Below are 14,658 nucleotides of genomic sequence, written 5' to 3'. Positions count from 1 at the left end.
GCTGCAGTCGGGCAACAACACTGCTGGCAAAGCAATTGCAAACAAATGTCCTGCGAAGCGGCACAACCCGGCCCCATCGATACACTTTGTCATACAAGTGACACCACCCAGGCATGGGTCCGATGCGCCCATCCTTCAGGTACGAGCCAGCAAAAAAGAACACTGTGAAATCCACATCTGCAACCCGCGCGCTCCCTCTTTTTGTCGCGCTGATCACTGCCGGGCTGATCTCAGCCCCCGCCCCGCAAGCCAACGCCCAGACCAGCAAGGCCCGCAGCGCTGCGGCCAAGGAAAAGGCTCAGACCCGCCAGGAGCGCGAGTCAGCACGCGCAGTGCAGGCCAACGACAGCGCGATCGGAGCCAGCCCATCGGACACTCCTACGCTGCCCGCACGGCAGTGGAAAGTCAGCCTCAAGGAACTGGGCGTGGGGCGCCCTGTTTCTTTGCGAGGAGTGGAGAGTGAGGCCAGTGTGGGTGTGGGGGTGCGGCGCGACGAGATCGTCGAAGCCGCCAAGCTGCGCCTGACCTTCACACTGTCACCTGCGCTGATCCCGTCACTGTCGCATCTCAAGCTGATGCTCAATGACGAAACCCTGCAGACCGTGGTGCTGGACAAGGAGCGCCTGGGCACCCCGCAGACGGTCGAGCTCAACATCGACCCGCGCTACTTCACGGATTACAACCGGTTCCGCTTCCAGTTCATCGGCCACTACACGATGGAATGTGAGACGCCAACCCATTCCAGCCTGTGGGCAACCATCAGCAACGACAGCCAGCTGGAGCTTTCGTTGCGGCAGATCCCTCTGCGAAATGACCTCGCGCTGCTGCCTGCGCCGTTTTTCGACCCCCGGGACAACCGCCCCGTCAAGCTGCCGTTTGTGTTCGGCAATCAACCCAGCACCGGTACGCTCAAGGCGTCAGGCTCCATCGCCAGCTGGATTGGCATGCTGGCAGGCTACCGAGGCAACCAGTTCCCGGTGCTGGAAAACCAGCTGCCCCGCTCGCACGCCGTGGTGCTGGCCACCAACAGCCACCGTCCCGCGTTCCTGCAGGACATGGCACCTGTGACCGAGCCCACGATCTCGGTGGTCAACCACCCCGAAGTGCCAGGCGCCAAACTGCTGCTGGTGCTGGGCAAAGACGATGTTCAGCTGCAGATGGCGGCAGATGCCCTGGCCCTGGGGAAAGCGGTTTTGTCCGGGCAAACCATTGCTGTCAAATCGCTGGACTATCCCGCGCTGACCAAGCCCTATGACGCGCCTCGCTGGATCACCACCCAGAGGCCCGTGAAACTGGCCGAGCTGGTGGGCAGTCCTTCGGACCTGCAACTGCGTGGCACGGTGCTCAACGACACGGTGAACATCTACACCCGCATGGCCCCGGACCTGTTCACCTGGAACGCCAAAGGCGTGCCGCTGGACCTGGCCTATCGCTACACCCCCAGCAGCGTTTCGGACCATGGCAGTCTGAACATCTCTATCAACAACCAGTTCATCCAGTCCTATCCACTGCAGTCGCGAGACGACCGCACCAGCGGCAAGAACACGGTGATGTTGCCCCTGTTCGATGATGGGAACGCCCAGAACCGTTCGGACCTGAAGATTCCTGCCTTCATGATTGGCGGCGACAACCAGCTGCAGTTCGCATTCCAGATCCCGCCCAACGACCTGGGCCGTTGCAAGTCCGCGCCGCCCACCGAACTGTTTGCGGCCATCGATCCGCAGTCCACCATCGACCTCACGGGTTTTCGCCACTACCTGGCCATGCCCAATCTGGCGGCCTATGCCAACAGCGGCTTTCCGTTCACCCGGCTGCCCGACCTGGCCCAGACGTCCATCATCCTGCCCAACCAGCCCAGCACCGCAGACATCGAGGTCTTCCTGACCTCCGTAGGCCGCATGAGCGCTTCTACCGGCTATCCAGGCACCCGCTTTCAGCTGCTGCGTGCTGCGGACGCCAACAAGGCGGGTGACACGGACATCCTGATCGTGTCGCAGGCCGACGCCGATGGTTTGCTGGAGCAATGGAAGAACCATCTGCCGGCGCTGCTGGCCGCTGGCGCCCGGTCGGTGCAGCCCCTGGAACGCGCACTGGGATCGTTCATTGAACTGTTCAACCTGGAATCCGAACACCGCCTGTCCGCCTCAGGCGGGCAAGCTGTGCTGCAAGGCACAGGGCCGCTGGCAGCAGTCACCGGCTTTGAATCGCCCTTGCACAGTGGTCGCAGCGTGGTGGCGCTCACCGCCACCGACAAGGAAGCCATGGGGCTGCTCAGCCAGAGTCTGAACGATGCGGGCAAGATCAAGAGCCTGCGCGGAGATCTGGGCTTGATGCGCGGCGACGCCATCGAAAGCTTCCGCATCAAGCCTGTGTACTACGTGGGCGACCTGCCATGGTGGCAACGCCTGTGGTTCCACCTGCACAGCCACCCCTTGCTGCTGGCCTTGGCGGGCATCGCCACCGGCCTTCTGCTGACCTTTATCGTTTATGGCGCTTTGCGCACCATGGCGCGCCGCCGACTGGCATCCCAGCATGACTGAGTCCCTTCGTCGGCGCACGGCCCTGCAGGCTGGCGGCGGTGCTGTACTGCTGTCCTGGCTGCCAGGCCTTCGCGCGCAACCCCAATCCACGGCAGAACGCCCCGGGTGGCCCGCCTGGGAAGCGTTCAAGGCGCAGTTCATCAACGAAGGCGGCCGCGTCATCTCGGATGATGCGGGAGGAGGACAGACCTACTCCGAAGGCCAGGCATACGCCTTGTTCTTTGCCTTGGTGGCCAATGACCGAACCACCTTCGACAAGCTGCTGCGCTGGACGGAAAACAACCTGTGCGACGGCGATATGACAGCCCGCCTCCCGGCCTGGCTATGGGGTAAACGCCCCGATGGCACTTGGGGTGTCATCGACAGCAACGCCGCCTCGGACGCCGACCTCTGGATGGCCTACGCGCTGGGCGAGGCAGGCCGCCTGTGGAATGTGCGCACCTACCGCGCACTCTCTGCCTTGCTAGCGGCCCGCATCCTGCGTGAAGAAACCGCGCAACTGCCCGGCCTGGGACTGACCCTTCTGCCAGCGCCCCAGGGCTTTGCACAGAAGGACGGACGCTGGCGCCTGAACCCCAGCTACATGCCCATGCACCTCATGCACTGGCTGGCAGCAGTGGACCCACAGCCCGAATGGAAGCAACTGGTGGACAGCTCGCTCAAGGTCATCCAGGGCGCTTCACCCAAGGGCCTCACGCCCGACTGGACCGTGTACGACCCTAAGCAGGGCTTTCTGGTGGATGACAAGGGCAAGGAAAAAGGCCAGGGCAGCTACAACGCTATCCGCGTCTATCTTTGGGCGGGCACGTTGCACGCCAACGCTCCCGGTCGCAAGGCCTTGCTGGATACCCTGCAGCCTATGGCACGCTTCGTGCGCGAACAGGGATACCCGCCTGAGTCCATCGACATCCTGACAGCCCAAGCCTCGGGCCCCGCCCCCTCCGGGTTCTCGGCTGCAGTCCTGCCATTTTTGCGGGCAGTGGGCGACGACCGCACCCTGCAATCGCAGCGCATGCGCCTGGAGGCCCGCCCCTTGCGTCCCACGGCCTACTACGAGCAGGTGCTCGGCTTGTTTGGGCTGGGCGCCATGGAGGGGCAATATCGCTTCACTGCAAACGGCCAACTCACTGTGCGATGGAAACCGTGAAACGCCGCGCACACCGCTGGCTCCCCTCCCTGACCTTGCTCGCCGCCGCCTGCCTGCCCGGGCAGCACGGCGTGCACGCCAGCACCCCACCCGCCATCGAAGCTGAGCTGCTCAGCGGCGCCCGCCTGTGGGCCAGCAAAAACCGGCCGGATATGGCCCGCCAGCTGGTGGACAAGCTGCTGGCCATGGACCCGAACTCTCCCGAAGGGCTGGCGACGCTGGGCGACTTAGCGCTGCGCGAAAAGAAAAGCGACGAGGCCCAGCGCGTGCTGGCCACCTTGCGCGCACGCCACCCCGGCCATGTGCTGACCCAGGAACTGGAAACCCTGGTACGCGTGTATGGCCCCGACCGCGAAAAACTGGCCCAGATGCGCTTGATGGCGCGCGCAGGCCGCAAGGCCGAGGCCGCCGACTTGGCGCGCGAGCTGTTCCCGCAAGGCCCGCCCACGCTCGGCGGACTGGCGCTGGAATACCACCAGATCATGGGCTCCACCGCCAAGCAGAGCACCGAATCCCAGCGCCAGCTAGCCAGGCTGTACCAGCAGACCGGGGAGTCCCGTTACCGGCTGGCACAACTGGAGCTGCGCATGTACCAGGGGGGCAACCCGACGGCCGTGGTGCAGGAGATCGAGGCCCTGGCAAAGCAGCCCGATACCAACGCCCCACAGCTGCAAGACCTTTGGCGTCGCGCCCTGGACCGGCTGGCCAATACCCCGGCCAACCTGCCCCGCGTGCGCGCATTTCTGCAGCGCTACCCGGCTGACAGCGCCATGGTGGAACGATTGGCCGCCATGCAACAGGCGGTCGAGCGCGCAGAGCGCGCGGCCCGTGACCCCGCCAACATCGCCCGCCAGGCAGCGCGCACTGCCCTTGACCAAGGTGATATGGAGTTGGCGGAAGAGCAGGTCCAGGCGACGCTGGCTTTGCGCCCCCAGGACGGAGAAAGCCTGGGAAACCTGGGATTGATCCGACTGCGCCAAGGCCAGCATGCACAGGCGCAGGACCTCTTCAGCCAGGCCTATGCGCTCACACGCCAGAGCCGCTGGAAGGACTTGCAGGCCACTGCCAGATTCTGGGGACTGCTGCGACAGGCCGACAGAGCCGTCGAACAGAACGAACTGGTCACGGCAGCCAGCCTGGCCGAACGCGCGCTGCAGATGCAACCCCAAAGTGCTGACGCATTGACCACCCTGGCGAGCATTCGCGACCTGCAAGGGGACCATGCGCTGGCAGAGAATTTCTACCAACAAGCCATCCAACAGGAGCCCAACAGCACCTCCGCCATCAAAGGCCTGGCAAGTCTCTATGCCCGCACCGGGCGGGTGACCAAAGCGCTGTCCCTGCTGGCCGAGGCTGCCGCACGTGACACCACACTCTCAGAAAAACTCGCCAGTGCCCAGGCCGACGTGCTGGTGGCCCAGGCGGAGGACGACCTGCAGGCCCAGCGCCTGGGCCCCGCACTGCGTGCCTTGGAGTCGGCAGTGGTACTGACCCCCGACGATGCTTGGATAAGACACCGCCTCGCACGTATTTACATACGCCTGGGCCGCCCCCAAGAAGCACTGCACGCCATGGATGAGGGTGTGGCGCGTATTCCGTCCGGCGCCGTCGGTGCCGAGATGTTGTATGCCCGCGCCCTGATACGTTCTGCCCTGGACGAAGACAGCGCTGCCCTCGCGGACATGCAGCGGATACGCTCCGCCGATCAGACAGACGCCATGCGCTCGCTGGTGCGGCGCTCTCAGGTCAAGTCGCTCGTCACTCAGGCCCTGAAACCCCTGCCGGCAGCTGAAGTCGAGGCACTGCTACAGCAAGCGGAACGGACAGCAGGCAATGAAGCAGACCTGCTCTACAGCGTTGCCAATGCCTGGTTTCGCCGCGCACAGCCCGCGCGGGGCGTGGCAGTCTTCCATCGCCTGGCAGCGCGTGTCCCCACGCTGGCGCCAGACACGCAGCTGGACTACGCACAGCTGCTCAACCGGGCGGAGGACGATGCCGGCCTCGCCGAGCAATTGCCTCGTCTGCTGCAAGCCAAGGGCTGGAGCGCGGAGCAGGAAGACCGGCTGGTAGCGCTGTATGCAGCGCACCAAGAGCGGCTCATCGAGAAGCAGCGGCAGGCCGGACGTACCAACGAAGCCTCGCGCCTGGCACGCCAGGCGACACCCCTGCCGGACACACTCTCCACACCACGCCAACGCAGCCTAGCCCAGGCACGGTTGCTCATGGCTGCAGCCGAATATGCCGATGCCGCCCAGTTGCTCAAGCCTTTGGCATCCGCACAACCGGATGATCTGTCTGTTCGCATGGCGCTGGCGGACACCCTGTCACGACTGCAGGACACCGGAGACCGGCGGGCTGCGGCCAATGAGGCCGACTGGTTGAAAGACCGCATCCCTCCGAGCGATGTGGGGCAGCAACTGGCACTGCTACGCATCTGGCAACGTATTGGCCGCATGGACGAAGCGCGTGCATTGGCGACCCGTCTGCTGGACGGTTTTCCGCAAGACAGTGACGTGCTGCTGCATGCAGCGCGCCTGGAGCGGGCCAACCGCAACTACGCACAGGCCATGGTGTTCTTCCGCAGTGCGCTCATGCTGGAGACGCGCGGAAAGATCACCCCCCCTGCTGCAACGGCCCCAGAAAGCCAGGCCCCGGTGCCGATTGATTCCGACCGACCACTGGCTCTCCAGCAGAGTTACACACTGTCCGTCCCCGCCGACCCGGCCGTCGTTGCCAAGATCCAGGGCGAGATCGATGCCATCGAGGCACGGCGTCAGCCTCGGATCGAAGCGGGACACCAGGCGCTGAGCAAGCGCTCCACGGACGGAATCTCCAGCCTGCGCGGCTGGGAACGTCCTGTGGTGGCGTGGATGCCGCGTGCCTACGACGGGCACTATTTCTTGCACGTGGATCGGGTGCAGCTGGATGCAGGCGATCTCCCCGCCGATGGTCCAGACCTGCTCACTTACGGGCAGGTGGCGGCACTACCACCCGGGTCCTCCTTTGCCACCGAGCGACGCCAACGGGGCCAGGGCACCAACCTGGGTTTCGGCTATGTGGGAGACGATGTCCAGTGGGACATCGGAACCACTGGGGTTGGATTTCCGGTGACCAATGTCGTAGGGGGCCTGTCCAAAACCGGCGATCTGGGCCGCTATAGCTACAAACTCGAAGCGTATCGGCGCCCCATCACTGGCAGCCTGCTGTCGTACGCAGGGGCACGCGATCCCATCACAGGCCAGGTATGGGGCGGCGTGGTAGCAACGGGCGCTGCAGGCCGTCTTTCTACCGACATTGGGCCCTACAGCACCTCGCTGAGCCTGAGCCTGGCCGCCCTCACCGGAAAAAATGTGGCAACCAATACCCGCGCCCAGCTGCGCTGGGCACTGGACCGCGATGTATGGCGCCACAACGATAGCGTGGTCAACCTCGGTGTTGCCGTCTCAGCTTGGCACTATGGCAAAGACCTGTCCGAATTCAGCTTCGGCCACGGCGGCTATTACAGCCCACGCAACTACGTATCCGTCGCCCTGCCACTGGAATGGAGTGGACGCCGCGGCGCACTGACCTGGCTGGCACGCGGGTCCGTCTCTGTATCGCGCAGTAGCAGTGGCGACAGCGACTATTTTCCGCAGAGCGCACTCCTGCAGGCACTGGCGCGTGCCCGGCTGGCGGCCGACGGTGGCGTTCCGGTGTACGCGGGCAGTTCGGGCTCGGGTTTCGGGCGTTCGTTCCGGGGGGCACTGGAATACCAGGTCACACCCCATCTCGCACTGGGTGCACAGCTGGAGCTGGATCGCTCGGCCTACTACGCGCCCACCAATTTCATGGTGTATGGCCGCTACCGCTTTGAGCCCGGGAACGCTCCACTGGACAACCGCCCACGGCCGGTGCAGACCTATTCCAGCTTCTGACATGTTCCCCGCCCCTTCATCCCCACGCAAGAGCCCACCTGCAACAAGTGTGCTGCACGCGCTCGCCCAGCACCTTTGGCCCTCTTTGGGTACAGCCAGCGCCATCCAGCGACCGACAAGCATCGGTATCGCAGGCCTGCCAGACGGCATTGGCCAGTTGCCATCCCATGTGCCCGTGTCTCTGGTTGCCGCCGACAGCAGAAGTGCTGCAGCATGGTTCCCCGCGCTGATCGAAGACGCTTTGGCCGCTGGCCCCTTGGGGCTCGTGGCGTCCAGCACACAGTGGCTGGACGAGTTGCTGGAGTACCCCGAGCTGCGAGCGGCTTACCGCGCTGGTCGGCTGAAGCTCTGGGTGCTATCGTCTGGGTTGCAGGCGCAAGTACAGCGCCATGGACTCAGTCCACTCGTGCAGGAGCTTGAGCAGACCGGCCTGCTGCCACAGCACGCGCTGTATCTGTGGGACGCACAGAACCTGCTGTCCGGACTGAACGTTGCCCAACTCGCACATGTCAGCGACCAGCTCAGCGCCCTGTGCCGTCAACGGCAGCGCCCGGTGGTACTGGGGTTCACCCCGCCGCTCGATGCCACCGCCCTTTTGCCAACGCTGCGCAACCTGTGCCAGATGTCCATGCACATCGCCACCTTGCATGCCGACGCTGACCGCTGGCGCCTGAGCCTGGACCGCTGGGGTTCGGACACCGGGGCGCTGTTTCAGACCGGCTTTGGCCTGGTGCAAGACGCCAGCACACACCGACTGACTGCCGACGGCACGCGCACCCAAGGCGCCACCCCCGAACTGGTCACTGCAGCCGACCAATGGGGCGTGCTGGCCACCCGTGCATCGGTGGAGGGGCAACGCGGTATCCCTGGCCACTGGCGCATCGTCGATGGGCTGGAGGACATCGAAGTGGCTGCTGCGACCTGCGTGGCCTCCACGGTGCTGATCGACGCGGGCTCTGCGGGCGATTTTGAATCCCGCGCACGCCTGGTGCACCACCTGCGTCTCTCGCGCCCCCCAACGCTCAAGATTGTGGTGCGCGAGAACCTCGGCAAGTTGCGCACCCACAGCGAACAGGCAATGCTGCAACTGGGCGCCAGCGCGGTGGTCTACAAAGAGGTGGGTTTCTCGCGACTGCTGCAACTACTGCAGGACATCAACGCTCAGAGCCACACCCGCAAAGTCCACCCCGACTACGCTCAGGCGCTCGACAGCTTCATGCCCCCCCGCGAGCGGGGCTACCAGGCCCCGGGACGATTCTGTACGTTGGTACGCGGCATGCTCGACCGCACCCATGACATTGGCCTGTCGCACAGTCTAGTACGGCTCAACATGCTGGACCGGATGCCGCACCTCGATGCTTTGCGCGCCTGCCACACCTCGCGCGATGGCGACTTGTTCACGGCCGACCACGAAGCGATCTACGTGTTCCTGTTCGCCTGCCGGGAGCCCGATGTAGAGCTGGCACTGCAACGGGTATTCGCGCTGCCGCTGACCCAGCTTTTCACTTCGCAAGCTACGGACTGCTCAGCGCCGGGCATACGCGCGATGACTGAACAGTTGCAAGAATCCCTGCGCAAGGGCGTACCTGACTACAGTGCCATCTTGGCAACAGTCAGCGCCCCCACACCTGCCGCCCTGGAGGCTCCTCCTGCCACGCCCTTGGCGCAGTTAAGAGAGGATGCGCTGGCACTGCCAAAGCACACCAACATAGAGAACCAACAGTCCGCGGCCTCGCCGCTCGTTGTGACAAGACCGCAAATGCGACCACGCCCTATCGGACAGCGCGCCGCGCCACGCCCCCTTGGAAGGACGTCTGCATGACGGCATGGATGCTTGTTTACGTGCTGCTGGGTGTCTTGCTGGCTTGGCCGTGTGGTTGGCTGCTGCGCCGCGTGCTGAAGGCGCGCCAGCCGTTACGCTGCGTGCAGCCCTATCGGCCAAACCTTCCGCAAAGCGAATCGCCCATTACCCCAAAAGGTGGGATGACCAAAGCCCCATGAACAAAGAGTTTGCATGCGCGTGATTGCTGTCGTTTCGCCGCTCGGCGGGTCCGGGCGCACCACCATGGTCGCCCACCTGGCGTCCATTGGTGCCCGTCAAGGCCAGCACACCTTGGCCGTAGAACTCTGCGCCCAGAATCTGCTGGGCATACACCTGGGCATGCCCCGCCCCGCCAGTCAGGGATGGGCAGCACTTGCTGCCACAGGCTCTTGGTGGGCAGACGGCAGCTTCGACAACACGGACGGCGTCTGCGTTCTGCCCTTTGGCCCAGCGGCACCAGAAACCATCACGACGCTCCACCAGTTGCTCGCTGCCAACCCACAGTGGCTGCAAGACCAGGTGGAACTGCTCGACGTGCCAGAGGATTGCACGGTGCTGCTGGACACACCGCAATGGCCTTCGCCGCTGGCCCAGGCGGCGCTGCGCTGCGCAGATGCGGTGTTGGTGGTCATGGAAGCGTCTGCGCGCGGATGTGCCAGCACGGACGCCGTACGCGCCATGCTGCAGGCGTCGCCAGCAACGCCCAACGTGCAGGGCATCGCAGTCACGCGTTTTGACCCGCGCCGCGTATCGCAACGGGAGGCGCTCAGCACATTGCGCCAGCAGTGGGGAAGCCAATTGCTGCCCTATACCGTGCATGAAGACGAGAACCTTTCACGTGCACTGGCCGCATCGCAATGCGTGAACGGCATGGCACCGCATGCACAGTCCGCGCACGATCTCCAGGGCATCTTCCATTGGCTGTCGGCAGTGCCTCCGTTGGCGCCGCTGCCTGCGCCCGCAGCTGGAGTGGTTGCACCATGACAGACCAGGCGCCCTCGGGCACCACCACACCTACCCCGGCCACCGAACAAGCGGACGCACTGGTGCCCACTCGCAAGGCACTGATGTGGCTCGGGCGCCAGCTTGAGGTCGGGCATGAGGCTCCCTGGTGGATGTGGTTGTGGCGCTGTTTCGTTCTGCCACCCTCGCCACAGCGCGCATTGCGCCCCTGGTTGCTACGCCCAGTGCGGGGGCTTTGGGCAGGCCTCGGCTGGGCCATGCGCTGGCTCTGGCGAGTCCTGGCACTGGCGCTGACACTGGTTTTCTGGCCCATCCGGCTTTTCCTGCGTGCCATGGACCGCCTGGCCACCCACGTCAACGTGGGCAAGGGCATGCGACTGGCAGACCAGTGGCTCACACCGGCCCTGGAGATTCCTGGCCTGCGCTGGGTGATCCTGGCGGTGGGGGCGGTCACCGGTCTGGTCGTCATGACCACCCCATTCAACTGGTTCGGGCAACTGTTGTTCATGCTGCTCTGCTGGGGACTGTCCCTGGTGCTCCGGCGCCTGCCAGGCCGCTATCCTTCGCTGGCGCTTGCAGCGATCAGCCTGCTGGCGATGGGGCGTTACGCCTGGTGGCGCCTGACTTCATCGATTGAATTCGACTCGGTCATCGAGTCCTTCCTGGGCTACGGCCTGCTGGCGGCAGAGGCCTACACCTGGTTGGTGGTGGTGCTGGGCTTCATACAGACTGCCTGGCCCCTGCACCGCAGTCCGGCGGAGCTGCAAGGCGCGCCCGCGTCCTGGCCCACGGTGGATGTGTACATCCCCACCTATAACGAGCCGCTGAGTGTGGTGCGCACCACGGTGCTGGCGTCGATGGCACTGGACTGGCCCAAAGACAAGGTCAAGGTCTTCATCCTGGACGATGGGCGGCGCGAGGAATTCCGTGCCTTTGCCGAATCCATGGGCGTGGGCTATATCGTGCGGCCCGACAACAACCACGCCAAGGCTGGCAACCTGAACCATGCGCTGGGCAAGACCGATGGTGAGCTGGTCGCCATCTTCGACTGCGACCACATTCCCACACGCTCCTTCCTGACCACGGCCGTGGGCTGGTTCCAGCGCGACCCGAAGTGCGCCATGCTGCAAACGCCTCACCACTTCTTCTCACCCGACCCGTTTGAGCGCAACCTGGGCACCTTCCGCCGTGTGCCCAACGAAGGTGCCCTGTTCTACGGTCTGATCCAGGATGGCAATGATTTCTGGAACGCCACGTTCTTCTGCGGTTCCTGCGCCGTAATACGCCGCGGCCCACTGCTGGAGGTGGGCGGCATCGCCGTGGAAACGGTGACCGAGGATGCGCACACCGCCCTCAAGCTGCACCGGCGCGGCTACACCACGGCTTACATCAACGAGACGCAGGCCGCTGGCCTGGCCACGGAAAGCCTGTCGGCCCATGTGGGCCAACGCATCCGCTGGGCGCGCGGCATGGCGCAGATCTTCCGCGTGGACAACCCCTTCCTGGGCAAGGGCCTCACGATGTGGCAGCGCATCTGCTATGCCAACGCCATGGTGCACTTCTTCTTCGGGCTGCCGCGGCTGGTGTTCCTCACCGCGCCCATGGCCTTCCTGTTTTTTGAATGGCATATCATCAACGCGGGCGCCATCATGATCGCGCTGTATGTGCTGCCATACATCCTGCAGTCCAACATCGCCAATGCGCACGTGCAAGGCGAGCACCGGCACACGTTCTGGGCTGAGGTCTACGAAACGGTGTTGGCCTGGTACGTGGCCCTGCCCACCACGGTGGCGCTGATCAATCCGCGCCTTGGCAAGTTCAACGTGACAGCCAAGGGCGGGCTGGTGGATGAGCCGTACTTCGACTGGGTGATCTCCCGCCCCTACACCGTGCTGGTCCTGCTCAACTTCGCAGCCTTCGGCATGGGGCTGCTGCGCCTGTTCTTTTGGAATACAGAGGAAACCGCCACCGTACTCCTCAATCTGCTATGGACGGTCTACAGCATCCTCATGCTGGGTGCTGCGTTGGGTGTGGCATCCGAAGCACGCCAGGTGCGGCGAATGCACCGCGTGGCCACGCAATTGCCCGCAACCTTGTACCAGGACGACGGAACCGTGCTTCAGGCCCTTTGCATCGACTTTTCCATGACTGGTGTAGGCCTGCAATTGCCTGAAGGCACTCCACTGGCCGTGGGAGACAAGGTGCAGGTGGGACTGTGGCGCAACGATATGGAATGCACCTTTCCAGCCACGGTGATGTTGCACAGAGGCCAGAGCGCCACCGGTTTTCAGTTTGACCCCATGACGCGCGAACAACAAATCGACCTGGTGCAGTGCACCTTTGCCCGCCCCGACACCTGGAGGCAATGGAACGACAGCCACGATACCGACCGACCTTTGCATGGCCTGCAGGAAATCGCGCAGCTGGGCGTGCTGGGCTACCGCAAGTTCTGGACTTCGCTGGTGGAGTCGGCACGCAGCCGATGGCCCCTTCGCAAGCAGCGCGGGCAAGAAAGGCTGCCGGCATGAGCTTCTGGCATTTGATTTTCCTTGCCAAGGTGGGCCTGTACTTTGGTGGCTATATCGGCTTGAACTGGTGGCTGAACCTGCTGTTGTGGGCGTCCATGCTGCCCCCCATTGCGCACAAGGGGTGGCGCCGTGTACGCGCTGCAGTCGCCGTAGCGGCTGCCATCGCACTGCTGTATGCCGACTCTTACCTTCCCAGCCCAGGACGCGTGCTGTCGCAGCTCAAAGCGCTGAGTGGCTTCAGCGCGGACTACTGGCTGGAACTTGCCCAGCGGGTGTTCAACCCTGAAATGCTGCTGGTGGGACTGGTCGGCATCGTGCTTTATGCAGCACTGGCCCGGCGGGTGCGTGCGGGGACGTTTGCATTGCTGGCGTTGTTGAGCGTACCGGTGGTAGCGGCCCTGCAGGAGCAGGCGGCTACGCCCCAGGCCACCATGGCCGCAGCAAGCGGATTGAACTCGGCCGCCGCGCCCAACGACAATCAGGACACGTCGCCAGACGCTCTGCTGCAACGCTTTTACGCGAGCGAAAGCCAAAGGCGCGTCCAGTTCACCGCGCCCAATACGCCCCCGGCATTCGACATCGTCCTGCTGCATGTGTGCTCCTTGTCGTGGGATGACATGGACTTTGTAGGACAGCGGGACAACCCATTCCTCAAGCGTTTTGATGTGTTGTTCACCAACTTCAACAGCGCTGCCAGCTACAGCGGGCCAGCCTCTTTGCGGGTATTGCACGGCACCTGCGGTCAAACACCACACAACAAGCTGTACGAGGGCATTGATCCGCAGTGCTACGTGTTTCCCAACCTGGAAAAAGTGGGCTACCAGACCGCTGCACTGCTCAACCACGACGGGGTGTACGAAGAGTTTGCCCATGCGCTGGAACAGCGCGGAGGCCTTGCTGGCAAGCTGCAGTCCAATCAGGGCGCGCCCGTGCACATGCAGAATTTTGACGGCTCGCCCATCTATAACGACCACGCCTTGTTGGCGCAATGGTGGAAGAAGCGCAGCACTGACCGCAGCACCGGGCCCGTGGCGCTGTACTACAACACCATCTCCCTGCACGACGGAAATCGCGTGCCAGGCATGGCTTCGCGCAACAGCCTGGAGACATTCAAGCCCCGCCTGGTACAGCTGCTCGCCGACTTCGACAAGTTCATCTCCGAACTGGAGGCAGCAGGCCGCCCTGTGGTCGTGATGCTGGTCCCTGAGCACGGCGCATCGCTGCGCGGAGACAAAATCCAGATGTCGGGCATGCGGGAGATTCCTGGACCCCGCATCACCCTGGTCCCCGCTGCGGTGAAGCTGGTGGGCATGAAGCCATCTGAGGCATCCGCCCCAGCAGCGCCCGTGGTTGTGAACCAGCCGATGAGCTACCTGGGCTTGTACACCTTGCTAGGCGATCTGATTCGCGACAACCCTTACGTCGACTCCGCGCGCCCGTTGGCGGAGCGGCTCGCAGCCCCGGTCACTACCCCCTTTGTGTCAGAGAACGCCGATGTGATCGTGATGCGCAACATGGAAGGCAAGTACGTGATGCGCTCGGGGAACGGTGAATGGGTTCCCTACAACTATTGACTACGTTGGCTTGAAGCCCGAACGGGGCGTGACGAGGGGTTGCGCGACAGCCCCCTTCTCCGCACCCTGCCGCATGCGTCCCGCATAATCCATCCGCACTGCCGCGCCATCCCGCGATGCCACGGCGGTGCGATGTCCTTCGCGTGCCCGCAACCCCCATCTGCCACCAC

At 64.0% G+C, this 14,658-nt stretch carries 8 protein-coding genes; all 8 read left to right on the top strand.

What is annotated here, in order from left to right; genetic code table 11:
* Nucleotides 1-164 precede the first annotated feature (164 nt).
* The 8 genes from bcsB (at nt 165) to bcsG (ending at nt 14,488) form a co-directional block, all read left to right on the top strand.
* On the top strand, nt 165-2,540 hold the full coding sequence (gene bcsB / locus ASC83_RS09475; protein WP_235509346.1) for a cellulose biosynthesis cyclic di-GMP-binding regulatory protein BcsB: 2,376 nt from the start codon (nt 165-167) through the stop codon (nt 2,538-2,540).
* Nucleotides 2,533-3,687, top strand: coding sequence for a cellulose synthase complex periplasmic endoglucanase BcsZ (gene bcsZ, locus ASC83_RS09470; RefSeq protein WP_056061117.1), 1,155 nt, complete (start codon nt 2,533-2,535; stop codon nt 3,685-3,687). The genes bcsB and bcsZ overlap by 8 nt, the downstream gene beginning before the upstream one ends.
* The gene (locus tag ASC83_RS09465; protein ID WP_056061114.1) at nt 3,675-7,601 is read left to right on the top strand and encodes a cellulose synthase subunit BcsC-related outer membrane protein; all 3,927 of its coding nucleotides are present in this window, start codon (nt 3,675-3,677) and stop codon (nt 7,599-7,601) included. The genes bcsZ and ASC83_RS09465 overlap by 13 nt, the downstream gene beginning before the upstream one ends.
* Nucleotide 7,602: 1 nt before the next feature.
* Nucleotides 7,603-9,423, top strand: coding sequence for a BcsE family c-di-GMP-binding protein (locus ASC83_RS09460; RefSeq protein ID WP_162245487.1), 1,821 nt, complete (start codon nt 7,603-7,605; stop codon nt 9,421-9,423).
* Nucleotides 9,420-9,602: a hypothetical protein gene (locus tag ASC83_RS23925; protein WP_133246241.1), complete on the top strand. Its 183-nt coding sequence runs from the start codon at nt 9,420-9,422 to the stop codon at nt 9,600-9,602. Before ASC83_RS09460 ends, ASC83_RS23925 begins: the two co-directional genes overlap by 4 nt.
* Nucleotides 9,603-9,615: 13 nt before the next feature.
* Entirely contained in the window at nt 9,616-10,407 is a 792-nt protein-coding gene (bcsQ, locus tag ASC83_RS09455) for a cellulose biosynthesis protein BcsQ (protein ID WP_056061109.1), read from the top strand.
* An 83-nt stretch (nt 10,408-10,490) separates the two neighbouring features.
* Nucleotides 10,491-12,914, top strand: coding sequence for a UDP-forming cellulose synthase catalytic subunit (bcsA, locus tag ASC83_RS09450; RefSeq protein WP_369816968.1), 2,424 nt, complete (start codon nt 10,491-10,493; stop codon nt 12,912-12,914).
* Nucleotides 12,911-14,488: a cellulose biosynthesis protein BcsG gene (gene bcsG / locus ASC83_RS09445; protein ID WP_056061103.1), complete on the top strand. Its 1,578-nt coding sequence runs from the start codon at nt 12,911-12,913 to the stop codon at nt 14,486-14,488. Before bcsA ends, bcsG begins: the two co-directional genes overlap by 4 nt.
* Nucleotides 14,489-14,658 lie beyond the last annotated feature (170 nt).

The organism is Acidovorax sp. Root402 (assembly GCF_001425125.1).
GTDB lineage: Bacteria > Pseudomonadota > Gammaproteobacteria > Burkholderiales > Burkholderiaceae_C > Acidovorax > Acidovorax delafieldii.
This window is presented reverse-complemented; position numbering and strand designations above follow the sequence as displayed.